The 22,426-nt window shown below is 70.9% G+C and carries 19 protein-coding genes; 13 read left to right on the forward strand and 6 right to left on the reverse strand.

Annotated elements, in window-relative coordinates; translation table 11 throughout:
* Positions 1-482: 482 nt before the first annotated feature.
* Positions 483-893, reverse strand: a complete 411-nt coding sequence (locus MILUP08_RS12815) for a DUF7919 family protein (RefSeq protein ID WP_007458225.1) — start codon at positions 891-893, stop codon at positions 483-485.
* 323 nt (positions 894-1,216) lie between these two features.
* Between MILUP08_RS12815 and MILUP08_RS12820 the strand changes: the two genes are divergently transcribed.
* Positions 1,217-3,043 (forward strand): alpha-galactosidase, encoded by a 1,827-nt coding sequence (locus tag MILUP08_RS12820; protein ID WP_007458227.1) that lies wholly within the window; start codon positions 1,217-1,219, stop codon positions 3,041-3,043.
* A 113-nt stretch (positions 3,044-3,156) separates the two neighbouring features.
* Positions 3,157-5,328 (forward strand): FUSC family protein, encoded by a 2,172-nt coding sequence (locus tag MILUP08_RS12825; protein WP_007458229.1) that lies wholly within the window; start codon positions 3,157-3,159, stop codon positions 5,326-5,328.
* Positions 5,329-5,339: 11 nt separating this feature from the next.
* Here the strand turns inward: MILUP08_RS12825 and MILUP08_RS12830 are convergent, their stop codons facing one another.
* A complete protein-coding gene (locus MILUP08_RS12830; RefSeq protein WP_007458231.1) occupies positions 5,340-8,747 on the reverse strand; it encodes a COR domain-containing protein in 3,408 nt (1,135 codons plus the stop codon).
* Positions 8,748-8,897: 150 nt separating this feature from the next.
* Here MILUP08_RS12830 and MILUP08_RS12835 point away from each other — a divergent pair, with 150 nt between their 5' ends.
* Positions 8,898-9,935, forward strand: coding sequence for an aminotransferase class V-fold PLP-dependent enzyme (locus MILUP08_RS12835; RefSeq protein WP_039905894.1), 1,038 nt, complete (start codon positions 8,898-8,900; stop codon positions 9,933-9,935).
* Positions 9,936-9,974: 39 nt separating this feature from the next.
* Here the strand turns inward: MILUP08_RS12835 and MILUP08_RS33760 are convergent, their stop codons facing one another.
* Positions 9,975-10,496: a peptidoglycan-binding domain-containing protein gene (locus MILUP08_RS33760; protein WP_007458233.1), complete on the reverse strand. Its 522-nt coding sequence runs from the start codon at positions 10,494-10,496 to the stop codon at positions 9,975-9,977.
* Positions 10,497-10,588: 92 nt separating this feature from the next.
* Complete coding sequence (locus MILUP08_RS12845; RefSeq protein WP_007458234.1) at positions 10,589-11,761, reverse strand: acyl-CoA dehydrogenase family protein; 1,173 nt, start codon at positions 11,759-11,761, stop codon at positions 10,589-10,591.
* A 98-nt stretch (positions 11,762-11,859) separates the two neighbouring features.
* Here MILUP08_RS12845 and MILUP08_RS12850 point away from each other — a divergent pair, with 98 nt between their 5' ends.
* The 3 genes from MILUP08_RS12850 (at position 11,860) to MILUP08_RS12860 (ending at position 15,203) form a co-directional block, all read left to right on the forward strand.
* Entirely contained in the window at positions 11,860-12,516 is a 657-nt protein-coding gene (locus MILUP08_RS12850; protein WP_007458235.1) for a TetR/AcrR family transcriptional regulator C-terminal domain-containing protein, read from the forward strand.
* Between the two features lie 93 nt (positions 12,517-12,609).
* Positions 12,610-14,064: an aldehyde dehydrogenase family protein gene (locus tag MILUP08_RS12855; RefSeq protein WP_007458236.1), complete on the forward strand. Its 1,455-nt coding sequence runs from the start codon at positions 12,610-12,612 to the stop codon at positions 14,062-14,064.
* Positions 14,061-15,203 (forward strand): alcohol dehydrogenase catalytic domain-containing protein, encoded by a 1,143-nt coding sequence (locus tag MILUP08_RS12860; RefSeq protein ID WP_007458237.1) that lies wholly within the window; start codon positions 14,061-14,063, stop codon positions 15,201-15,203. The genes MILUP08_RS12855 and MILUP08_RS12860 overlap by 4 nt, the downstream gene beginning before the upstream one ends.
* Positions 15,204-15,255: 52 nt before the next feature.
* Here the strand turns inward: MILUP08_RS12860 and MILUP08_RS12865 are convergent, their stop codons facing one another.
* A complete protein-coding gene (locus MILUP08_RS12865; protein WP_007458238.1) occupies positions 15,256-15,543 on the reverse strand; it encodes a hypothetical protein in 288 nt (95 codons plus the stop codon).
* 81 nt (positions 15,544-15,624) lie between these two features.
* Between MILUP08_RS12865 and MILUP08_RS12870 the strand changes: the two genes are divergently transcribed.
* The 7 genes from MILUP08_RS12870 (at position 15,625) to MILUP08_RS12900 (ending at position 21,508) form a co-directional block, all read left to right on the forward strand.
* Entirely contained in the window at positions 15,625-16,614 is a 990-nt protein-coding gene (locus MILUP08_RS12870; protein ID WP_007458239.1) for a hypothetical protein, read from the forward strand.
* A 132-nt stretch (positions 16,615-16,746) separates the two neighbouring features.
* A complete protein-coding gene (locus MILUP08_RS12875; protein ID WP_144056911.1) occupies positions 16,747-17,094 on the forward strand; it encodes a hypothetical protein in 348 nt (115 codons plus the stop codon).
* A 68-nt stretch (positions 17,095-17,162) separates the two neighbouring features.
* Positions 17,163-17,702 (forward strand): RBBP9/YdeN family alpha/beta hydrolase, encoded by a 540-nt coding sequence (locus tag MILUP08_RS12880; protein ID WP_007458241.1) that lies wholly within the window; start codon positions 17,163-17,165, stop codon positions 17,700-17,702.
* A gap of 144 nt (positions 17,703-17,846) precedes the next feature.
* Positions 17,847-18,206, forward strand: coding sequence for a PadR family transcriptional regulator (locus MILUP08_RS12885; RefSeq protein ID WP_237747059.1), 360 nt, complete (start codon positions 17,847-17,849; stop codon positions 18,204-18,206).
* Positions 18,203-19,579, forward strand: coding sequence for a permease prefix domain 1-containing protein (locus MILUP08_RS12890; protein WP_007458243.1), 1,377 nt, complete (start codon positions 18,203-18,205; stop codon positions 19,577-19,579). Before MILUP08_RS12885 ends, MILUP08_RS12890 begins: the two co-directional genes overlap by 4 nt.
* Positions 19,580-19,682: 103 nt before the next feature.
* The gene (locus MILUP08_RS33765; protein ID WP_007458244.1) at positions 19,683-20,243 is read left to right on the forward strand and encodes a TetR/AcrR family transcriptional regulator; all 561 of its coding nucleotides are present in this window, start codon (positions 19,683-19,685) and stop codon (positions 20,241-20,243) included.
* Positions 20,240-21,508: an FAD-dependent oxidoreductase gene (locus MILUP08_RS12900; RefSeq protein ID WP_007458245.1), complete on the forward strand. Its 1,269-nt coding sequence runs from the start codon at positions 20,240-20,242 to the stop codon at positions 21,506-21,508. The genes MILUP08_RS33765 and MILUP08_RS12900 overlap by 4 nt, the downstream gene beginning before the upstream one ends.
* Positions 21,509-21,520: 12 nt before the next feature.
* On the opposite strand, the gene MILUP08_RS12905 is transcribed toward MILUP08_RS12900, so the two are convergent.
* On the reverse strand, positions 21,521-22,378 hold the full coding sequence (locus tag MILUP08_RS12905) for an SPFH domain-containing protein (protein WP_007458247.1): 858 nt from the start codon (positions 22,376-22,378) through the stop codon (positions 21,521-21,523).
* Positions 22,379-22,426 lie beyond the last annotated feature (48 nt).

A 22,426-nucleotide genomic window follows, 5' to 3' on the forward strand; every position in this document is an offset into this window, starting at 1 on the left:
GGAGGACGCGTGCGACGCGTCTCGTACGACGAATACCTCTCAGCGGTCGCCCTGACCCTGGCCCGACGGCACCGGCCAGTCTGGTCCTGGCGGCACTGGCGACGCATCTGTCGTTGCGGAGTCGACCTGCCGTGCCGCAGCCGTCATTGCGTCCCGATCAACCGCGACCACTGGCCCAGTCAGGGCACGTCATGACGACCGCCCACCAGCCGACCGCACCACTGTGGAACTGCGGTTGGTGCGGCGCCGACTGGCCCTGCGAGCCGGGGCGGCGCGAGTTGCTGGCCGAGTACGACGGATGCCGCCTGTCCCTCACTGTCTATCTGGCCGCACAACTCGTCGTTGCCACGCCACGCCACACCTGGCCGATGTCCCCGCCGGACGCCTGCACCACCGATTCGTCGGCTGGGTGCGGTGAGCATCCCTCTGACTGGGGCGAGAAGGTCCACCGCAGCGCGCCTCGTGCGACGCGTCAAACCGCGTCAGATCGTTGCCCCCAGGGCCGCCGTGCAGAACTCGGCTGGTGGCAGGTATTCGTGGGCGGCGACGTAGTGGAGCAGGAGTTGCGGCGCGGCGTACACGACGCCATCGCCCCGGACCTCGAATTCGGCGCTCTCGCGGGCGATCACGCCCTGCCGAACGGCATCCATGGCATCCTCGCCCATGTCCCGGACGCAGATCTCGCAGTAGTGGTACCCGCGTGTCTGGCGGACCCGCACCGTGGCCAGCGCGGTCAGAGCTGCCATCAACCCGTCCGGGGGAGCGCCGGTCGGGAACGGGTGCGCGGCGTCCAGCCAGCCGACGTTGAGCGGCGGCTCGTCGGATACCCCATGCCCGTACTCGTCGTGCCGTTCCAGGTACGTGTACGGCGTCAGGTCCGCGAAGTAGGTCACGAGCCATACGTACCACCCTCAGCGATGCGCCGCTTGCCCCTCCTGGAGCGGTCCTGGACGAGAAATTCCCAACCGTGGCTGGGGCGGTGACCGTCGGTCACCTCCGTGGGGGCGGATGTGGTCGTGAGGGGTATACCTCAGAGTCATATTCATACCTCTGAGGTATATCGCTCAACAGCACATCGACATGGCGGGCAGCCAGAGCGGATGGCGAGCGCCCTTCGCTGCGACCCTGGCAGTGGGCAGCTCTTCGCCGCCTGGCGCTTGACAGGCGACGTGTGAGCGCTAACATCGACAGCCACAACTGTCTGTCGGGAGGTCCGATGACGCTCGTCCTCGCGCGTTCCACCGCACGGCGCATGGCCGGGCTCACGGCCCTGGTCGTGCTGCTCGCCGTCGGCCTCACCGTCATCTCCGGAAAGCCGGCCGCGGCGTGGGACAACGGCACGGCGGACACCCCGCCGATGGGGTGGAACAGCTACGACTCGTTCAACTGGCGCGTCACGGAGTCCGACGTGCGGGCCAACGCCGACTACATGCGCGACAACCTGCGCCAGCACGGCTGGGAGTACATCGTCATCGACTGGGCCTGGTACTACCCGGGCCAGCACAACAACAGCCCCAACCAGGACGCCAACCTCAATCCCCGGCTGCGGATGGACGCCAACGGGCGGCTGCTGCCGGACACCACGCGGTTCCCCTCGGCGGCGGGCACCAACGGGTTCAAGCCTCTCGCCGACTACGTGCACGACCAGGGGCTGAAGTTCGGCGTCCACCTGATGCGCGGCATCCCCCGGCAGGCGGTCGCGGACAATGTGCCGATCCTCGGCACCAACTGCCGCGCCAACCAGATCAACAACAGCACCACCGCGGCCTGGCTCAACCTGATGTGGGGCCTGAACATGTCCAACGCCTGCGCGCAGGCGTACCTGGACTCGGTCTTCCAGCTCCTGGCCAGCTGGGGTGTCGACTTCGTGAAGGTGGACGACATCGCGGCCCCGACGTACCGGCAGGCCGAGGTCGAGGGTTACCGGACCGCGATCCAGCACAGCGGTCGACCGATGGTGCTGAGCCTCTCGCCCGGCGCGACACCCCTGTCCAGTGGCGCGCACGTGCGGGACAACGCGCACATGTGGCGGATCGTCAACGACCTGTGGGACAACTGGTCGTCGCTCGACGCGCTGTTCGACCAGTTGCGCAACTGGACGCCGTACCGGACGACTGGCGCCTGGCCCGACCCGGACATGATCCCGATCGGGCGGCTGTCGAAGTACGGGCCGGTCGGCTCACCCCGCTACTCCGGGCTCACCGCCGACGAGCAGCGCACCCTCATGAGCCTGTGGGCGATCAACCGGGCGCCGCTGATGTGGGGTGGCAACCTGGTCGAGAACCGCGCCGCCGAGCTGGCGTTGATGACAAACGCGGCGGTGCTCGCCGTCGACCAGAACAGCGCCAACAACCGGCAGCTCGTCGGCGGCACCCGGCAGGTGTGGACCGCCGACGTCCCGGGCAGCGACCACCGGTACGTGGCGCTGTTAAACCGCGAGAGCGCGACCGCAAACGTCTCGGTGAACCTGGCCGACCTGGGCATCGGCTCGGCCACCGTCACCGACCTGTGGTCCGGTGCGAGTCTCGGCACCGTCACCGGCACGCTCACCCGCTCCCTCCCCGCCCACGGGAGCGGCCTGTACCGGGTGGCGCCGCTGACCACCGCCCCCACGCCTACCACCTACACGGTGGCCGCGCGGCACAGCGGCAAGCTCCTCGACGTCTCCAACGCGTCCACCGCCGACGGCGCGAACGTCGTGCAGTGGGGCGCGAACGGGCAGGCCAACCAGCGGTGGCGGTTCTCCGACGCCGGTGGCGGCTACTCCACGGTGACAAGTGTCAGCAGCGGCAAGTGTCTCGACGTGTTCGGCGGCACGGGTGCCACCGCCGACGGCGTCCGGGTGATCCAGTGGGCCTGCAACGGCGGCACCAACCAGCAGTGGCGCGTGGAGGACCTCGGGACCGGCTACGTCCGGCTCGTCGCCCGCCACAGCGGGAAGTGCCTCGACGTGCAGAACGCCGCCACGGCGGACGGCGCCCAGGCCGTGCAGTGGACCTGCGGCACCGGCACCAGCCAACAGTGGCGACGCACCACCGTGTAGCGCGCCGTCGGCCCCCTCGGCGGTGATTCGGTCGCGAAACACGCCGCCCCCGCCCGGCCCGGAGAACAATGGTGGGTCGGGAAGGGGTGCCGCGACGAACCGGGGGAGCAGGCGTGCTCGCAACCAGCCTCCTCGGCCGGCTGCGCCGCCGCGACCCGGGGGACGCCGTCCTGCGGCGTGCGGTGCGCCTGACGCTCGTCGCGTCCGTCGTCTTCTACGCCTGCCGGTACGGAGCGGGCAGTCAGGTGCTCGCCACGTACGGGCTGTTCGGCACGATCGCCGCCGGGTCGTTCGCGCAGTTGCCCGGTCCGGCGCCACAGCGGGCGCGGATCCTCGTCACGGCGCTGCCGGCCGTCTGGGCGCTGATCGCCGCCGGCACGCTGCTGGCGTGGAGCACGTGGGCGGCGGCCGGCGGAATGCTCGTCATCGGGTTCGTCGTGTCGTTCGCGGGGGTCGGCAACCCGCGCCTGGTGGGCCTGGCCAGCGCCTTTCAGCTCTTCTACATCCTGGCGTCCTTTCCGCCGTACCAACCGGACACCCTGCCGCAGCGCCTCGGCGGGGTCACGCTCGCGGTCGTGCTGCTCGCCGCGGCCGAGGTGCTGCTCTGGCCCGACCCGGTGCCGGTCACCTTCCGGCAGCTGCTCACCCGGGCGGCGGACGCCGTCGGGGGGTTCCTCGACGACGCCGCCGACGCGCTTACCGACCCGCGCGCCGGTCACGGTGGTCGGGACAGCCGGCGCGCGCAGGCGTACGACCTGGTGGCCCCGCTCGGTCTCGGCCGCAATCCGCCGGAGCGGGCGCCGACCGCGGCCGGCGCCCAGGACCGGGCGCTGCGGATCTCCGCGGCGGCGCTGCGGGAGGTGCTCGCCGAGGCGGACCGGCTCGCGGGTGACGCCCCGCCGGAGCCGATCCCGGACCTGGCGGCGGCGCGGCTGCTGCGCGCCTGCGCGGACACGACCAGGGCCGCCGGCCGGAGCCTGTCACCGGGCGTGCCGCCGGTCGACCTCGGGAGCCTGGACGCCGCGATCCGCACGGCCGAGGCCGCGTACCCGGCGGGGCGGGGCGGCGCCGACGCGCCGGACGTACCCCGGATGTGCCGGGACGCGACCGCGCTGGCCCTCGCCGACCAGGTGCGGGTCTTCGCCGTCGGCGCCCGGGTCGCCGCCGGGGCGCGGCCCGCCGGGGGCGCGGCCTACCCCAGACTCTTCGGGTACGCGCGGCACAGCCCGTGGACGCTGTACTGGTGGCAGTTCCGCTCCCACCTGGCGCCCCGCTCCGCCCACCTGCACAGCGCGCTGCGACTGGCCGTGGCGCTGTCGGTCGCCCGGGTGGCCGCCGGGGTGTTGCAGCTCAACCACGGCTTCTGGGTGCTCCTGGCGACGCTCACCGTCCTGCGGACCTCGGCCGCCGACACGCGCACCGCGTTGCGGCCCGCCGTGCTGGGCACGATCGCGGGTGTCGTCGTCAGTGGCCTGCTGGTGCTCCTCATCCAGGAGCCCATCGTGTACGCCGTCGTCCTGCCGGTCACGCTGCTGCTGGCGTTCGGTGTCGGCCGGCTGCTGGGGCCGGTGTGGCAGCAGGCGCTGTTCACCCTGCTGCTGACTGTCGTCTTCAGCCAGCTCAGCCCCGAGGGTTGGCGGCTCGCCGAGGCGCGTCTCGTCGACGTCGGACTCGGCGCGGTGATCGGTGTGCTCGCCGGCGTCGCGATGTGGCCGCGCGGCGCGAGCCACGACCTGCGCCACAACGCCGCGCGTTACCTCACGGCCAGCGGGGACGCGGTCGCACAGACCGTGGAAGCGGTGCTCGGCGACGCGCCGCCGCCCGAGGACGACCTCGACCGGGTCCGCCGACGGATGGTCCTTGTCGACTCGTCGTACTGCCAGTACCACTCCGAGCGCCACGACCCGCGACGCCGACGCGTCGACTGGGACGCGGCCCTGGGCGCCGGGCAGCACGTGGTGCCCGGCGCCGAGTCGCTGCTGCGCCGCAACCCGCCCGGCTGCCTCGCCGGCTGGCCGGCGGCGGCGGTCCTGCTGCGCGACGCGGCCGGGCAACTGCGGTCGGCGTACGACGACCTGGCCGGCGAGGTGGCACACGGCCGGGCCTCGGGACCGGTGCCCGCCCCGGCCGACTGTGTCGACGAGGTGGACCGGGTCCGGCCGCTGCTCGGCACGGTCGACACCGCGGCGGTGCGGCACCTGGTGGAGGTCGACAGGTGGCTCGCCGGCCTCGCCGACAGCCTCAACCGGATCCACCCGCGGGCTGGCTCCGAACGGCGATCGTGAGCCAGGCCGGGTCAGGGAATGACGGGTAGGCCGCCGTGGTACAGGTGCTCGAACTGACGGTGGACCCACAGGATGCGGCCGTCGGGGCGTACGACCTTGCGGAGGTCGGCGATGGTGACGTCCTGGGCGCGCAACGCGGCGTGCAGCGTCCGGAGGGTGGCGCCCTCGGCGATGATCGGAGACGTCGGTCCGCCTCGGGCCCGTTCCGCCAGGCCGGCGCTGTGGTCGCCGGCGCTGAGATGGTTCGCGGCCTCCGCCGCGGCGTTCAGTGTCTCGTTCGCCATCGAGACCTGCTCTTCGACTGCTTTCCACTGCTCCTCGTTGAACTCGAGTTTCAGATCAGCCACACCCACGCCGAGGAGAGGCTTGAGAAGCATGGTGGTGGTCTTCAGGAGGGGGACGGCCCTGACCCACCACTCTCGGGAAACGTCTATGGAGTAGACGCCGGCGTCGCGTCGATCGGGCTCGAGGACGTGGACAGGCTGGAGCGAGTGCTCGCAGTACAACGTGAGCCGCATCCGCTTGGTAGTCCACTGCGGGTTGCGCAGGGACGCCCCGACGGGAGTGAGGGTGAACAGGCGCGGTCCGTCGGCGGCCTCGTCGTTGAGTTGCCACATCAACGCGGTCAGCTGTGCGTTCACGCCCGCGAGGTTGGCCTTGACGGTGTCGCTGAGCTCGGCGACCCGCTGACTCAGCCCGCGGACACGACTGTCCACTAGCGCCATGCCGTCCTGCAGCACGGCCAGCGCGTCGTCGCTCGCGCGCGAACCGCCCAACAGCGAGTCGATGGTGGGGAAGGCATCGCAGCCGGAGATGGGGCACTGCGCGACGCTCTGGCCGAGCGCGTCGCGCAACTTGATGAGCTTGTCGACGTCGAACAGGCCTGCCCCCCGCGTCGGCAGGCCGCACTCGTCACGGCAGGCGACGAGGGCGACGGTGGTCAGACCGGGCCAGAACCGCTCGATGCAGTAGCGGATCTCGTCCGTGATCTGTCGGAGGTAGGTGACGGCGTCCGGGCCGCGGACCTGGACCTGGACACCGACCCCCGTACGCACCGTGAGGAGAGCACGCGCGCCGTACCGGCTCTGCAGGACCATGCCCTGCTGCCAGTGCACGCCCTGCATGGATTCGGGCTCCGTGTAGCGCTGGTGGTGCAGTCTAACGATGAGCCGGTACATCAGGGAGTCGGGAATGATCACGTGGCCGGCGGGGCCCTCCGAGATCCGGCACACCTCCAGGTACTCGCGGTCACCGGGACGGAAGTTGACCCACGCGCTGCGCAGGAGCGGCTGCGCGGCCGGGACGAGTTGCGCAATGAGACTCACCGGCTCGGGCGAGGCATCGGGTGAGACCTGGTACGTCAGCTCGAAACGCCCCATAAGGGCCAGGAACAGTCGCTGCTGTTCCCTCGTATAAGACGTGCCGTCGGGTGCCTGGGCGGCACTCCACAGGCTGCCGAGCATGCGGTGCGGGACGAGACCGAGGGCGTCGACGGCGTCTCGGCTGTCGAGCAGGGCGGCGATCGCGACGTTGAGCCAGTCCGGTTGGAGGATCACGAACGCGGCCAGCGCGTCGTCGTCCGCGTAGTAGATCCACTTCCCCAGGTGGTGGGCATTGCTGGCCAGCGTGCGTGCCTGGAATGCGGTCAGTCCCTGCGCTGCGGCTACCGCTTCATAGCCGCGGTAGTCGATCACCTGCTGACCCTCGGCGGTGACGGCCTCGATCGTCTGCTGCCAGCTCGCCGGGTAGTTGCGGTGCACGTGCGGGAGCGTGCCGGCGGCTACGGCGATCGCTTCCCGCAGTGCCTCCAGCCGGTCGTCCGGGATGGCGCTGTCGACCTCGTGGAAACCGACGATCAGATCGCCGAAGCGCTGCTTCAGGTGCTGCTCGTCGATGGCGTCCGCCCGCGAGGATGGCCCGCCGTGGGACGCGACCACGAGGACCCGGGCGTCCGGGGCCCGGTGAGCGATCATGGCGATCCAGGATTCCACCATGCCGGCCGCGACACCCGGACGTGGTTTCCAGACAACGACGTAGACGGCTGGGGCACTGAAGAACACCTGGTGTGCCGGCTGATATGCCTGTTGGCCGCCGAAATCCCATCCGTTCAGGGTGATCTCGCGGCCGGCGTGGGTCACCACCAGCGGTTTAATGTCCATGCCCTGCGTCTGGTGACGATCTCGCCAGGGCTCGCCTCGTAGTGCACCGAGCAGGGAACTCTTACCCGCCTCGCCGGCGCCCACGAACAGGAGCTTCGCTTCCGAGATTGATCTCCCGTCGGTGGCGACATCCCTGAGAAAGGCCAGCAGCGCTTCCGTCCCCTCCGTCTCGGCGGCGAGAACCTCGGGCGGAAGTGGGTTGCCGTCGACGACGAGCATCCGGAGCTTTGCGAGCCGACCGATGGCGCCGGGGAGGGCGGTGAGATCGTTGCCCTCCATGAAGAGGTCGGTGAGGGCGTTCCAGCCGCCGACGGCGTCGGGTAGCGCGGTGAGCCGATTGCTTTCCAGGTACAGGTCGGTGAGGTCGGTCCAAGCTGCGACGGCGTCGGGTAGGACGGTGAGCTGGTTGTCGTACAGGTCCAACAAGGTGAGGGCGGTCCAGGCGGCGACGGCGTCGGGTAGCGCGGTGAGCCGATTGCTTCGCAGGTGCAGGCCGCTGAGCTCGGTCCAAGCGGCGACGGCTTCGGGTAGGACAGTGAGCTGGTTGTCGTCCAGGTGTAGCTCGTTGAGGGCGGTCCAGGCGGCGACGGCGTCGGGTAGCGCGGTGAGCTGGTTGCTGTCCAGGTGTAGCTCGTTGAGGGCGGTCCAGGCGGCGACGGCGTCGGGTAGCGCGGTGAGTTCGTTGTCGTCCAGGTAGAGGACATCGAGGCGAGTCCAGGCGGCGACGGCGTCTGGCAGTGCTCTGACCTGGTTGTAGTCCATATCGAGCCGTTCCAGGGCGGTCCAGGCGGCGACGGCGTCCGGTAGCTCGCCGAGTTTGTTGCGGTCCACATTGAGCTGCGTCAGGGCGGTCCAGCCCGCGACGGCGTGGGGTAGCTCGCCGAGTCTGTTGCGGTCCATAACGAGCCGTTTCAGGGCGGTCCAGGCGGCGACGGCGTCGGGTAGCGCGGTGAGCCGGTTGCCGCTCAGGACGAGCCGTTCCAGGGCGGTCCACGCGGCGACGGTATCTGGCAGCGCGGTGAGCCCGTTGCTACTCAGGTCCAACACGATGAGGGACGTCCAGGCGGCGGCGACGGCGTCTGGCAGGGTGCCCAGGTTGTTGTTGGCCAGATCAAGACTGACGACGTCAGCGAAAGCCGGGGTGTCACGCAGCAGCTCGGTGAGGTCTTCGGGGGTGAGGCCGAGACCGCCCAGATTGACATGCCCGGTGGTGGCGGCATCAATGCGCTGCCTGGCCTCGACAATCCTGCCGTCGTCCATACCCAAGCAGCGTAGTCCCCTGTTCACAGTCGGTTTGGCCGGCTCGGTCGCCCCGGTGCGTTCGGGTCGCGAGCAGGGATGCCCTTCGGCAGACCGCCGATCGCCGATTGGCCGTGCCCGGCGGCGGCCAGCCCGCCTAGCGTCGACGGCATGGAGATCGAGCAGGCACAGCAGTTGTGGAAGCCGGAGCCCGGCTGGTTGAACACGGCCTCCTACGGGTTGCCGCCCGAGCCGGCCTGGACGGCGTTGCAGGAGGCCCTGGCCGACTGGCGGGTCGGGAGCACGTCGTGGGAGGGCTGGGGTGACTCGGTGAATCGGGCCCGTACCGCCTTCGCCGGCCTGATCGGCGTGCCGGCCTCTGACGTGGCCGTCGGCGCGACCGTCTCGCAGATGCTGGCGCCGGTGGCGGCGGGGCTGCCGGCGGGTGCCACCGTGGTGGTTCCGGAGATCGAGTTCACCTCGAACCTGTTCCCCTGGCTGGTTCAGGAGGAGCGGGGCGTCACGGTCCGCACGGTGCCGGCGGACCGGTTGGCCGACGCGATCGACGCCGACACCGACCTCGTCGCGTTCAGCCTGGTGCAGTCGTCCGACGGCTCGGTCGCCGCGTACGACGAGATCGTGGCCGCGGCCCGTGCGCACGACGCGCTGGTGGTGGTGGACGCCACCCAGGCGTGCGGATGGCTGCCCTTCGACGGGAGCCGCGCCGACGTGGTGACAGTCGGTGGCTACAAGTGGCTGATGAACCCGCGCGGCACCGCGTACACCTATCTGGCTCCGGCGCTGCGCGACCGGCTGCGTCCGGACGCGGCCGGGTGGTACGCGGGCCGCGACCCGCACGCCTCCTACTACGGCCCGCCGTTGCGGCTGGCCGACGACGCCCGCCGGTTCGACATCTCGCCGGCGTGGTTCAGCTGGGTCGGCGCGGCGCCGGCGATGGAGTTGGTCGCCGAGATCGGTGTGGCGGCGATCCGGGAGCACGACGTGGCGCTTGCCAACCGGTTCCTGGCCGGCCTGGGGCGACCGGCGGGGGACAGCGCCATCGTCAGCGTCGACGTGCCCGGCGCGGAGCAGCGTCTCGCGGCGGCCGGCATCCGGGCGGCGGTGCGCGCCGGGCGGGTCCGCGCCTCGTTCCACCTCTACTCCACCGAGGCCGACGTGGACGCGGCTCTGAACGCGCTCCTCGGGTGAGGCCGGCCGCGCCCGTGGAGGGGCGCGGCCGACCGGTGGTCAGGAGCAGACGCTGAAGCTCGCGTACGTGTACGCGAGGGGCTTCCACTCCAGGTCGGGCCCGAGGCTCATGTCCCACTTGCCGTCCGCGAGGCGCCCGAAATAGATGAAGTTGCTGCCGAGCCCGTCGTAGTAGAACCAACCTTCGCCCTCGTACGTGGTGAGGCGGGTCGCCGCCCTGGCGAAGGTCCGGGGGCCGACGACGCCGTCGCCCACGAGGCCCCGGTCGGTCTGCCACCGCTTGGTGGCGGCCGTCGTCGCCGACCCGAACCGGCAGTCGACGCCGGAGGCGGCGAGGTAGCCGTCGGCCACCAGGATCTTCTGCCACATGGCGACGACGTTGTTGTACGAGCGGGTCGACGCGGAGATCGGGCCCTCGTCGCCCCAATCGTCCGTCCAGGTGCCCGAACCCGCGACGTACCCCTGACTGACGGACGCCGACGCCGGTGCGGCCGAGATGGCGATCGTGCCGACCATGGCGACGGCCGTCGCTATCGCAATGGCCCTGATTCGTGGGGACATGCATCCTCCTCTGACTGTCGGGCAGGGTGTGCCGAATACACACGCGGCAACGCTCATCGGTTGCATCCCAGTCAGGAGGCGGACAGTTCGGCTCAGGCCAGGTGGCCGCCGATCTTCGTGTACCCGCGCAGCAGGTCCCGGGAGATGATCAGCCGCTGCATCTCGTCGGTGCCCTCGAAGATGCGGTAGAGCCGGACCTGCCGGTACCAGCGTTCGATGGGCAGCTCCCGGGTGTAGCCCATGCCGCCGTGGATCTGGAGCACCCGGTCGACCACGCGGTTGACCATCCCGGCGCCGTAGAGCTTGCCCATCGACGAGGCGTGCCGGGGGTCCAGGCCCTGATCGACGGTCCACGCCGAGCGCAGCACCAGCCAGCGGGCCGCCTCCAGTTCGGTCTCCGAGTCGGCGATCATCCACTGGATGGCCTGGTTGGTGCCGATCTTCGCGCCGAACGTCTCGCGGGTGTTGGCGTAGTCGATGGCCATCTGCAGGACCCGCTCGGCGATGCCGATGGCGTGCGACGGGATGGTGTAGCGGCCCTTGCCGATCCACTCCATGCCCAGCGTGAAGCCCTGCCCGATCTCGCCGAGGATGTTGCGGTGCGGCACGCGGACGCCGTCGAAGATCAGCGACGCGGGCCCGCCCTCGCCCATGGTCTGGATGAACTCCGAGCGCCAGCCCATCGAACGGTCCACCAGGAACGCGGTCGCGCCGCCGTTGCGGGCGCCCTTCTCCCGGTCGGTCACCGCGACGACGATGGCGAAGTCGGCGTCGTGGCCGCCGGTGATGAACGTCTTCTCGCCGTCGAGGATCCAGTCGTCGCCGTCGCGGCGCGCGGACAGCCGGATGTTCGCGGCGTCGGAGCCGGCGCCCGGCTCGGTGATCGCGAAGCAGGACCGCCGCTCGCCCTCGATCGTCGGGATGAGGAACTCCTGCTTCTGCTCCTCGGTGGCGTGGAACAGGATGTTGTCCGCCTCGCCACCGAAGCGGAACGGCACGAACGTGTGGCCCAGCTCCGTCCAGATCAACGACTGGAGCACCGCCGGCAGGTTCATCCCGCCGTACTCCTCGGGAGTCGCCAGGCCCCAGAAGCCGAACTTGCGGGCCTTGAGTTGCAGCTCGCGCACCTCGGAGTGGTCCAGGCCCGGCTGGTGCGCGCGCTCCCGGCGCAGCACCTCCGCCTCCAGGGGCATCACCTCGCGGCGGATGAACGACCGGACGGTGTCCCGCACCGCCCGCTCCTCGTCGGTGAGCGAAAAGTCCACGGTGGTCCTCCTGGCGTCGGCGCGGCCGGTCACCCCTAAACTAGCGGTGTAAGTTTTGATGCGTCCAGACCCATGGCCCAGACCCGACGAGGAGCGCAGTGCCCCGACCCCGCCAGCCCCGGCTCACCCGGCAGCTGATCGTCGACGCCGCCACGGCGCTCATCGACGCCGAGGGTCTGCCCGCGCTCTCCACCCGTCGACTCGCCGCCGCGCTTGGCGTGCAGGGCCCGTCGCTCTACAACCACTTCGCCACCAAGGACGAGATCCTCGACGCGGTCGCCGACACGGTCACCGGCGCCGTCGACACCAGCGGCTTCACCGGCCGGGACTGGGCCGGCGCGCTGCGCGACTGGGCCTGGTCGTACCGGCGGGCGCTCACCGCGCACCCGAACATCGTGCCGTACCTGGCCCAGGGTCCCGGCCGCCGGCCGGCCGCGCTCGCCATGGCCGACGCGGTCTACGGCGGCCTCGTCCGCGCCGGGTGGCCGCCGGCGCGCGCCACCCACATCGGCGCGGCGCTGCGCTACTTCGTGGCCGGCTCGGCGCTCGGCTCGTTCGCCCGCGGCTTCGTCGAGGACCCCGAGCTGTACGCCGCGCACTACCCCCACCTGCGCCAGGCGCACCGGCTCGCCGAGCACCAGCAGAGCGTGGACGAGGGCGCCTTCGCCCTCGGACTGGACGCGCTGCTGCACGGCCTGGCGGCCGAGTACGCCCGCACCGTCGGGCCGGTGGAGTCCGGCCGGCCCAGCGGGTAGCGTCCAAACTCCCGGCGCTAGTTTCCCCGCCCGCCGCGACCCCGTCGCCCATGCCCGCTGCCATCGCCCGTCGCCCACCCCGGAAGGGACGCCATGGACCTCGCCGCCCCGCCGTCGCTGCTGCCCGATGCCCTGCGCCTCCGTCGCCACCTGCACATCGGCGGCGAGTGGACGTCTCCCGCCGGCACCGACGTGATCGACGTGGAGAACCCGAGCACCGGTGAGCTGATCGGTCAGGTGCCCGCCGGCACGGCGGCCGACGTGGACGCCGCCGTCGCCGCCGCCCGCGCCGCCTTTCCCGGCTGGGCGGCCGCCGCGCCCGCCGAGCGGTCCGCGCACCTCGACCGGCTGCACACCGCGCTCGCGACGCGCGCCGACGACCTCGCCCGCACCATCGCTGTCGAGCTGGGTGCCCCGCTCAAGCTCGCCACCCGTGTGCAGGTCGCGCTGCCGCTGATCGTGCTGCGCGACCACGTGGCGCTCGCCGCCCGGCCGCCGGTCGAGGAGACCATCGGCAACTCCCTCGTGGTCCGCGAGCCGATCGGTGTGGTCGGCGCGATCACCCCGTGGAACTACCCCCTGCACCAGGTGATGGCGAAGGTCGCGCCCGCGCTCGCCGCCGGCTGCACGGTAGTCCTCAAGCCCAGCGAGTTGACCCCGCTCACCGCGTACCTGCTCTTCGACGCGGTCACCGAAGCCGGTCTGCCGCCGGGTGTGCTCAACCTGGTCCCCGGCACCGGTGCGGCCGTCGGCGAGGCGCTCGCCGGGCACCCCGACGTCGACCTGGTCTCGTTCACCGGCTCCACCGCCACCGGCACCCGCATCATGCGACTCGCCGCCGACCGGATCGCCCGGGTCGCGCTGGAGCTGGGTGGCAAGTCCGCCAACGTGATCCTCCCCGACGCCGACCTGCCCACCGCGGTCAAGGTCGGCGTCGGCAACGCCCTGATGAACTCCGGCCAGACCTGCACGGCGTGGACCCGGATGCTTGTGCACCGCGACCGGTACGCCGAGGCGCTCGACCTGGTCGCGACGGCGGTGGCCGGCTACCGCGTCGGCGACCCGTTCGACTCGGCCACCCGCCTCGGCCCCCTGGTCTCCGCCGCCCAGGCGACGCGGGTACGCGGCCATGTCGAGCGGGCTCTCGCCGACGGCGCGCGCCTCGTCGCCGGTGGCCCGGGCGCGCCGGTACCGGCGCGGGGGCACTTCGTCGCCCCGACCGTCTTCGCCGACGTGCACCCGGACAGCGCGCTCGCCCAGGAGGAGGTCTTCGGCCCCGTGCTCGCCGTACTCCCGTTCGACGACACCGACGAGGCCGTCGCCATCGCCAACAACTCGCGCTACGGCCTGGCCGGCGCGGTCTGGTCCACCGACACCGAGGCGGCGCTCGCGGTGGCGCGGCGACTGCGCACCGGGGCGGTCGACATCAACGGCGCCTCGTTCAACCCCCTCGCGCCCTTCGGCGGCTACAAGCAGTCCGGCCTGGGCCGGGAGTTGGGCGTGCACGGCCTCGCCGAGTTCTGCGAGCTGAAGGCGATCCAGCGATGAGCGGCCCCGAGCCTGCGGGCGCGCCTGTGGCGGACAACCCCGAGCCGGCGGGCGTGCCGGTCATTGTCCGCGCGCTTGTCGCGCGCGGGCCCGGCGCCGAGCTGCGGGTCGAGCGGGTACGCCTGCCCGCGCCCGGCCCCGGCGAGGTGCGGGTGACGATCCGGGCGGCGGGCGTGTGCCACTCCGACCTGTCCATGGTAAACGGCACTTTGGCCGCGACGTTCCCGCTGGTGCTCGGGCACGAGGCGACCGGCGTGGTGGCCGAGGCAGGCGCGGGCACGCGACTGCCGGTCGGCACGCCTGTGGTGCTCAACTGGGCGCCCGCCTGCCGGGCCTGCTGGTGGTGCCGGCACGACGAGCCGTGGCTCTGCGCCGCCAACACCGCCCCGACGGTGGCGCGCGGCGAGACCGAGGACGGCGTACCGCTGCACCTCACGCTCGGCCTCGGCGCGCTCGCCGAGGCCGTGGTGGTGCCGGAGAGCGCGGTCGTGCCGATCCCGGCGGGGCTGCCCGCCGAGCAGGCCGCGCTGCTCGGCTGCGCGGTGCTCACCGGCGTCGGCGCGGTCGGCAACACCGCCCGGGTCGCGCCCGGCGAGTCGGTCGCCGTCATCGGGCTCGGCGGGGTCGGGCTCACCGTTCTCGCCGCCGCCCGCCGGGCGGGCGCCACGACGATCCTCGCCGTCGACGTGGCCGAGGCGAAGCGCGACCTGGCCCTCGCCGCCGGGGCCACCGACTTCCTGCTCTCCGACGACCGGCTCTCCAAGGAGGTACGGGCACGCACCGAGGGCCGGGGCGTCGACCACGCCTTCGAGTGCGTGGGGCGGGCCGCCACGATCCGGGCCGCCTGGAGGCTCACCCGGCGCGGGGGAGCGGTCACCGTGGTCGGCATGGGCGCCAAGGACGACATGGTCAGCCTCGGCGCGTTGGACATCTTCCACTCCGCGCGGACCCTGCGCTCCTCGGTGTACGGCTCGTCCGACCCGGACCGGGAGGTGCCGGTGCTGGCCGCCGAACTCGCCGACGGCGCACTGGATCTGCGGGTGCTGATCAGCGGCACGGTCGGGCTGGACGACGCGCCCACCGCCTTCGACCGGCTGGCGCGCGGCGAGGGCGCTCGCTGGGTGGTCACGCTGGACTGAGCGGAGCAGGCACGCCTGCCGGCCGTTTCCGGCCGGCAGCGCGCGGTCTCGATCAGAAGGGTGGTGTGTCCTCGCCCATCAACGCCAGCACGACGCCACCTCTCCCACTCTTGAGGCTCTGGACCACGACCCTGCCGGTGCTGCCGTCGGGCAGCTCCAACGTGAAGGTCTTCCCGACCGCGTTCTTGGGGCCGTTACCGGCGCTGTTGGCGGGCCGGAAGTCGCCTGCCCACGGCCGGGTCCCACCCTTGCGGGCCGGCTCGGCGAAGAGGGCGGCGGTGCCAGGGGTCCTGGTGCCGTCCGAGGAAAGAAGCACTGAGGCGCTGCGAAAGGTAGCCATATGCGCCAAGGCTATCCCGGACTGCGCTCTACCGCGCTCCGCAACGGCCCTCTACACCGAACGGCCATAAGATCTACTTCTATGGTCCGCGCCACGCCTCCGCGTCCCCTGGACATCACCGCGCTCTTCCCCGAACTGCGGGAGCATTCGGCCACCGCCACCCGCCTGCATCCCCGGCCCGGTGCTCCGACCGTCAGGGACAGCTCCGTCGGCGGACCGCTGCTGTGGCCTGCCGACGAGGTGTGGCCGGTCTGCGACGACGCCGGGGCGCACGAGCCGTACGGCCTGACCACCCCGGCCGTCCTGCGCCGCAGGCGGGAGATCCTCGCGACCGCGGAAGCCCGGGAGTCGCTGCCGGGCGGGGACTTCCTGACTACCGAGGAGCGGGCCGAACTCGATGCCGCCGACGCTCTGGACCTGGACGACCTGATCGAGGATTCGATCCCGTTGGTCCCGGTCGCGCAGCTGTACCGGCAGGATGTTCCGGACTACGTCGGTCCGGACGGCACCGACCTGCTCCAGGTGCTGTGGTGCCCGGTGGACCACTCGGACCGGCACTACAGCCCTCGCGTCTTCCTCCACTGGCGCGACAGTTCCGCCGTCGGCCCGCTGCTCGAAGCGCCTCCCGAGCCGCAGGTGATCAGTGACATGTACCTGCCGGTTCCGTGCGTGGTGCACCCCGAACAGGTTCGCGAGTACCAGTACGCCGATCTGCTCCCCGACGACCTGCGCGAGCGGCTCGACGAGTGGGATGACGACGAAGACGACGACCGTCCCCACTATCAGGCCGACCTGTCGCTGGCGCCGGGCTGGAAGGTCGGCGGGTACGCGAACTGGTCACTTACCGACCCGTACCCGATGGACTGTGCCACCTGCGGCACCGCGATGACCTTGGTCTTCACCGCGGACTCGGGCGACTGGAACGGCATGCGTTGCAGCTGGCGCCCGTCCGAGGAAGACCCGACCGCGTCCCCGGACACCGTCGGCGTGCAGATCGGGCGTGGCTACGCGCTGTACACCTTCCGCTGCCCCGAATCATTCGAGCATCCCCCGGCCACCGCCATGCAGTGACGCGGCTTCCCTCCACGGCTTGCCGGCGCGCAGAGCGAGGTGAGCGGAAGGCGGCAGATCCGGATGCCAGGCGGGATTGGGCGAGGCGACATCTCACTACCGGACCGCGCGGACGGTGCCTACTCTTCCGTCGTGGCACGTACCCGTATCAGGAGCATCGTCGTCGATGACATCGAATACCGATGGACCGTCGGCATGGTCGATCCGGGCCGTGTCAAGGTCACGGTCTGGCGCGACGGACCCGGCGGCGCCTTGGAGGTCATGGCGCGCTTTGATGACCCATGGCTGAACTTCGGACCGATCATCACCGCACCTGCCGGACGAGTGGCCGAAGTGTTCGAACTGAGCCCGATCGCCCCCGCTCTGGTCGCGAAGATCGTCCGGCAGGCACTCGACATGGGCTGGCAGGCACAGCACAAGGCAACGACGCGGCTCCAGCTCACCCGTGACCGCGAACGGTTGGAGCCGTCACCCGAGTAACAGGGCGTCGGACGCGACTGTTGTCCGCGGGCCACATGGTGTGATCACGAGGTAGATGCGAAGGGGGCATGGTGGGGCGCAAGGCGATCATCTTTCACGGGACCGGCGGCAACCCGGACGTCGTCTGGTACCGCTGGTTGGCGGGGCGGCTCGAGGCTCGGGGTTACGCCGTCGAGGTGCCGTACCTGCCGGGCCTCAACGTCGAGCCGATCGCGACGTTCCTGCCCACGGTGCTGGCCGGGCACCACGTCGACGAGAACACCGTCCTGGTGGGCCACTCCGGCGGCGCGGCGTTCCTCCTGGCGTTCCTGGAGCACGTCGAGGTGACAGTCGCTCAGGCGATCCTGGTCGCCGGCTACTGCACCCAGCCCAACACCAGCGACGAACCGGTGCTCCAGGAGAGCTACGACTGGGCCGCGATCCGGTCGCACGTGCGCGACATCGTCTTCATCAACTCCCGCGAGGATCCGTACGGCTGCGACGACCGACAGGGACGCGCCATGTTCGAGCGGCTCGGCGGCACCCAGATCGTGCGCGACGACGGACACTTCGGCGACTACGACCAGCCGTACGAGCGGTTCGAGCTGCTCGACCGACTCATCCCCTGACGCTCGCCGTGCGTGAACACCGGTTCTCGCGGGCTTGACCACCGAAACCCCACGGGTTTTCGCGCTGGACTCGTTGCGTCGAAAAAATACCTAGCAGTACTATGCATCGTACTTCTAGGGTTAGGGGTGGTAGGTCTCGTGAAGGTGGCAAAGGATCTGGTGGCCGCGTCTGCGACACCGATGGTGCTCGGCATCCTGGCCGAGGGGGAGAGCTACGGCTACGCGATCCTCCGGCGGATCAACGAGCTGTCCGCAGGTGAGCTGGACTGGACCGAGGGACTGCTGTATCCGCTGCTGCACCGGCTCGAGCGCCTGGCCTATGTGGAGGCGAACTGGCAGTCGGTCGCCGGTGAGCGCAAGCGCAAGTACTACCGGATCACCGACCGGGGCCTGGCCGAGCTGGCCGAGCAGCGCCGGCAGTGGGACACCGTCGTGGGCGCGCTCAAGGAGATCTGGCACGACCGTACGCCGCTGACGGCGCGCCCGCTGGAGGGCCTCGCATGACGGCGCACGACGGGCCGGAGGAGCTGGAGGCGCAGTTCGCGCAGTGGCGCCGATACGTGCTGCGGCGTCGGGAGTTGCAGTCGGTGGACGCCGACGAGCTGGAAGACCACCTCCGCGGCTCGGTCGACGAACTCGTCGCGGCGGGCCTCAGCCCGGACGAGGCGTTCCTGGTCGCGGTCAAGCGGATGGGCAGTCTCGACGAACTCTCCCGTGAGTTCGCCCGGGAGCATTCGGACCGTTTGTGGAAGCAGCTCGTGCTGACCGGCGACTCCGGCAACCCGGCCGCCGGCCCGCGCTCCCGGCGGGACCTGTGGGTCATGCTCGGCTGTGCGGCAGGCGCGGTGGCGTCCGTCAAGGCGCCCGCGCTGTTCGGGTTGAGCGTCGACGACGACGGCTCGTTCTACGCGCGCAACGCCACCCTGTTCGCGCTGCCCTGGCTGGCGGCGTTCCTGGCCTGGCGGCGGCGGGCCCGACCGGTGATGATCGCGGTGCTGGTGGCGCTGTTCGTCCTCGGCGCCGTGGCGGCGAACGTCTACCCCCTGGCGGACGACTCGCAGTCCGTCGTCGTCACAGGCGTCCACCTTCCGATCGCCCTGTGGCTCGTGGTCGGTCTGGCCTACGTCGCCGACGACTGGCGCTCGTCGCGTCGACGCATGGACTTCATCCGCTTCACCGGCGAGTGGTTCATCTACTTCGTGCTGATGGCCCTCGGCGGTGGTGTGCTCGCCGCGTTCCTGTTCAACACCTTCGCGGCCATCGGGATCGTTCCGGAGGCGTTCGTCTCGCAGTGGCTCCTGCCCTGCGGTGCCGCCGCCGCGGTCGTCGTTGCCGGGTGGCTCGTCGAGGCCAAGCAGAGTGTCGTCGAGAACATCGCTCCGGTCCTCACCCGGCTGTTCACCCCGCTCTTCACCGCCGCCCTGCTCGCCTTCCTCGTCGCCGTCGTCTGGACCAGCCACGGCATCGACGTCGAGCGCGAGGCGCTGATCCTGTTCGACCTCCTGCTCGTCGTGGTGCTGGGGCTGCTGCTCTACTCGCTCTCGGCCCGCGATCCGCTGGCCCCGCCCGGCGCGTTCGACAAACTCCAGCTCGCGCTCGTGGTCAGCGCGTTGGCCATCGACGTGCTGGTGCTGGTGGAGATCACCGGGCGCATCACCGACAACTACGGCGGTACGCCCAACCGGGCGGCAGCGCTCGGCGAGAACGTGATCCTGCTTGTCAACCTCGCGTGGTCGGCGTGGCTCCTGCTGAGCTTCCTCCGCCGGCGTACCCCGTTCGCGGCCCTCGAACGCTGGCAGACCGGCTACCTGCCGGTGTACGCCGCGTGGGCCTGGATCGTGGTCCTCGTCTTTCCTCCGCTGTTCAGCTACGCCTAGCGGCTGGCCGGCCCGTCCGACCCGATCAACCAAGCGGTTGGTTGACAGTGCGGCACAATGATGCTGGACTATCAACCAAGCGCTTGGTTGAGGATGGCTGAGGATGACGGAACGGCACGACCGCCGGCAGGCGCTGGTTCACGCGGCATTCTCGGCGATCGCCGAGAGCGGCTTCGAGGGGTTCCGACTGCGGCCGATCGCTGCCGCGGCCGGCATCGACCACTCCACCCTGCACCACTACTTCCGGACCAAGGCCGATCTGATCGCCGCGGTGCTCGAGCACGTGACAAGCCAATTCGAGGCGACGATGCACACCGATCTGGACCCCGCCACCCGACTGCGGCAACACCTCCGCGAGATCGCCACCGCCGTCACGCAGCGGCCCGAGTTGTTCATCGTGCTCGACGAACTCGACCTGCGGGCTCGACGCGACGGGTCCACCGGGGCCGACATCGAGCGCGACGAACAGGGCTGGCGGGACGCGCTCACGGCGATCTTCACCGAGGGCGTCGCGCGGCACGTCTGGTCGACGGACCTCGACGTCGCCGCCAGCGTCGAACTGGTGATCGCCACCGTCAAGGGCATTCGCCTGCGCCCCGACCGGGCCGAGTCGGTGGTCAACCAACTGTGCGACCTCTTCTCACCGGAAAGGCCCCACGCATGACTGACGTGCTCGTCGTCGGCGGTGGCATCGGTGGCCTCGCCCTCGCCCAGGGTCTGCGCAGACACGGCATGACCGTCGCCGTGTACGAGCGTGACCGCCACCGCGACGACCGGGTGGACCGCTACCGGCTCGCGATCAACCCGGCGGGCAGCCGGTCGCTCCGGGCCTGCCTGCCCGACCGGCACTGGCAGGCGTTCACCGACACCGCCGGCCGGCCCGGCGGCGGTTTCGGTTTCCTGGGCACGGACCTGCGCACGCTCGTCCTCGTCGAGGACGCGCTGATGTATCCCGACGATCCCGACCCCGCGGAGCGGTCGTACCCGGTCGACCGGCACACGCTGCGCGGCGTTCTCCTCGACGGACTCGACGACGCCGTCCACTACGACAAGGCCTTCGAGCGCTACGAGCTCACCGCCGACGGTCGCCCCACCGCGCACTTCGCCGACGGAACGTCCGCCACCGGCGACGTCCTGGTCGGCGCCGACGGGATCAACTCCCGCGTGCGCGCGCAGTACCTGCCGACCGCCACCCAGCGGGATACCGGCGCGGTGGGCGTCGGGCTCAAGTTGCCGCTGAACGACGACACCCGGGCCTGGCTGCCCACCCGGCTGGCCGAGGGCATGAACCTCATCGTGACCGGTGCGCCGTACTTCCTGTTCACCTCGGTGTTCGAACGCCGGCAACCAGTGGGGGACGACTACCTGCTGTGCGCGTTCGTCGCCCGTACCGACCTGTTTCCCTCGCGTCCGGAGCGCCTCGACGGCGCGCAGTTGAAGGCCTACGTCGCGGGGCTGATCACGGACTGGCATCCCGCGCTACGCCAACTGATCGACAGGTGTCCGCCGGCCGACGTCAGCGCGTTTCCGTTCCAGGCGTCCGACCGTCCGGCGCCGTGGACGCCCTCGCGGGTCACCGTGCTCGGCGACGCCGTACACGGCATGCCGCCGGCCGGCGGTAACGGCGCCAACACCGCACTGCGCGACGCCGCCCTGCTCACCCGCCAGTTGTCGCTCGCCGACGGCGGCCACCTGCCGCTGCTGGACGCGATCGGCGAGTACGAGACCGAGATGCGGGCGTACGGATTCCAGGCCGTCGACCTGGCCCTGCGGACCCTGCACCAGGGCATGACGAGCAACCCGGTAAGCGTGGGTCTGACCCGTGGCTGGTTCAGCCTCTGCGGCCTCGCGTCACCGCTGCGCCGGATGACGTTCGGCGCGAGCTGGGCCAGGATCAGCGCCCCCCGCCACTGGGAGCGGGCCGCCTGACGAGCGCTTCGGTCACTTGCCGGTCACGATGCCCGGGTTGATGCACAGCCCCGGGTTGGCGCCGTTCTTCTCCGCGATCTCCAGGCAGCGGGTTACCTTGTCGACCTTGGCGTTGGTCTCGGTGATCTGCTTGGAGATCTCGGCGTTCTTGCGGTCCTGCTCCAGGTTGCGGGTCTGCGCGAGCTTGTCCTGGAACGCCTTGATGTTGCCCTCGGTCTTGTCGTCGTGGTTCACGCGGGTGATGGTCACCGAGAGGATGTCCACGTCGCTGGCGAGGCGGGTGTCCGCGCTGGTCTTGATGTTCGCCGCGAAGGGCTTCAGGTCGACGTTGAGGTCACCGGTCCGGGCGTCGATCTTCTCCAGGGGGTTGTACGCGGCGAAGGCGTCATTGACCGCGCTGTCGAGCTGCACGCCCACCCGCTGCCCCCGGAAGCTGTCGAAGTCTCCCTTGTAGTCCATGAACTGCTTCGGCGCGTTCTCCGGCCGCACCTGCCACTCGATGAGCACCTCGACGCACGCGTCGGCGAGCGTGCCGGTGCGCACGCGTACGCAGTTGTTGCCGCCGATGTGGTCGTACTTCTGCCGGCCCGCGTCCCACTCGCCGACCTTCTGCCAGGGAGCCACCCACTTCAGGCCGGAGCCGGTCACCTTGCCGGTGGGCTTGCCGAAGCTCGTGACGATGCCGACCGAGCGGATCGGCACCGAGTGCGCGCTGGAGGTGACACCGACCAGCAGGGTGAGGGCGAGGAAGACGAGCGCCGCGAGGGCGGCCATCCGCTTCAGTGGCCGCGCGGGGGCGACGAGAGCCAGGACGGCGCTGACCGCCAGGGCGACGGCGAAGACGATCGCCATGGTGAAGCCGACGGGCATGGGGTGGGACCTTCCGTTGGGCTGTGTGGATCATCAACCTAGGAGGTC

This window comes from Micromonospora lupini str. Lupac 08 (assembly GCF_000297395.2).
GTDB classification, from domain to species: Bacteria; Actinomycetota; Actinomycetes; order Mycobacteriales; family Micromonosporaceae; genus Micromonospora; species Micromonospora lupini.

Excerpts from the sequence above, each read along its gene's own strand:
- MILUP08_RS12820 (WP_007458227.1), top strand. The coding sequence starts at position 1,217 with ATGACGCTCGTCCTCGCGCGTTCCACCGCACGGCGCATGGCCGGGCTC.
- MILUP08_RS12830 (WP_007458231.1), bottom strand. The coding sequence starts at position 8,747 with ATGGACGACGGCAGGATTGTCGAGGCCAGGCAGCGCATTGATGCCGCC.
- MILUP08_RS12835 (WP_039905894.1), top strand. The coding sequence starts at position 8,898 with ATGGAGATCGAGCAGGCACAGCAGTTGTGGAAGCCGGAGCCCGGCTGG.
- MILUP08_RS33760 (WP_007458233.1), bottom strand. The coding sequence starts at position 10,496 with ATGTCCCCACGAATCAGGGCCATTGCGATAGCGACGGCCGTCGCCATG.
- MILUP08_RS12855 (WP_007458236.1), top strand. The coding sequence starts at position 12,610 with ATGGACCTCGCCGCCCCGCCGTCGCTGCTGCCCGATGCCCTGCGCCTC.
- MILUP08_RS12860 (WP_007458237.1), top strand. The coding sequence starts at position 14,061 with ATGAGCGGCCCCGAGCCTGCGGGCGCGCCTGTGGCGGACAACCCCGAG.
- MILUP08_RS12865 (WP_007458238.1), bottom strand. The coding sequence starts at position 15,543 with ATGGCTACCTTTCGCAGCGCCTCAGTGCTTCTTTCCTCGGACGGCACC.
- MILUP08_RS12870 (WP_007458239.1), top strand. The coding sequence starts at position 15,625 with ATGGTCCGCGCCACGCCTCCGCGTCCCCTGGACATCACCGCGCTCTTC.
- MILUP08_RS12880 (WP_007458241.1), top strand. The coding sequence starts at position 17,163 with ATGGTGGGGCGCAAGGCGATCATCTTTCACGGGACCGGCGGCAACCCG.
- MILUP08_RS12890 (WP_007458243.1), top strand. The coding sequence starts at position 18,203 with ATGACGGCGCACGACGGGCCGGAGGAGCTGGAGGCGCAGTTCGCGCAG.
- MILUP08_RS33765 (WP_007458244.1), top strand. The coding sequence starts at position 19,683 with ATGACGGAACGGCACGACCGCCGGCAGGCGCTGGTTCACGCGGCATTC.
- MILUP08_RS12900 (WP_007458245.1), top strand. The coding sequence starts at position 20,240 with ATGACTGACGTGCTCGTCGTCGGCGGTGGCATCGGTGGCCTCGCCCTC.
- MILUP08_RS12905 (WP_007458247.1), bottom strand. The coding sequence starts at position 22,378 with ATGCCCGTCGGCTTCACCATGGCGATCGTCTTCGCCGTCGCCCTGGCG.